The organism is Burkholderia territorii (assembly GCF_902833055.1).
GTDB classification, from domain to species: domain Bacteria; phylum Pseudomonadota; class Gammaproteobacteria; order Burkholderiales; family Burkholderiaceae; genus Burkholderia; species Burkholderia territorii.
Genome location: NZ_CADFEJ010000178.1, coordinates 1 through 421, shown reverse-complemented (window position 1 = coordinate 421; position 421 = coordinate 1). Strand labels below are relative to the sequence as shown.

General features: G+C 69.6%; 1 protein-coding gene. It reads left to right on the top strand.

Annotated features, from left to right (window positions below; all coding sequences use genetic code 11):
- Positions 1-65 precede the first annotated feature (65 nt).
- The coding region (locus HW466_RS31605) for a LysR family transcriptional regulator (protein WP_176316196.1) at positions 66-421 on the top strand (356 nt) is incomplete at its 3' end.

Here is a 421-nt window from a genome sequence, read left to right as displayed (position 1 = left end):
TCGGTTGGTGGAGGAGGCCATGCTAGGCTGCCGTTCCATGTTCGAAAATTCCCAAACTCTCGACAATGGCTGATCAAATTCGTCCAACACCCGACTGGGAGGACATCCGCGTATTCGTCGCGCTGGCGCGTCACGGCAGCCTGTCGGCGGCGGCACGAGCCCTGTCGGTGTCGCATGCCACCATCTCGCGGCGCCTCCTGTCGCTCGAACAGCCGCTGGGCGAACGGCTGGTCGAGCGCCGCCCCGACGGCTACGTGCTGACGGCGGCCGGCACCCGCACGCTCGGCTCGGCCAGCGAGATGGAAGCCGCCGCCGCGCAACTGGGCCGCGGCGGCACCGACGACAGCCCGCGCGGCCTGGTGCGGATCAACGCGCCGCCAAGCCTGGCCCAGCACTTCCTGATCGCGCGGCTGGCGACGCT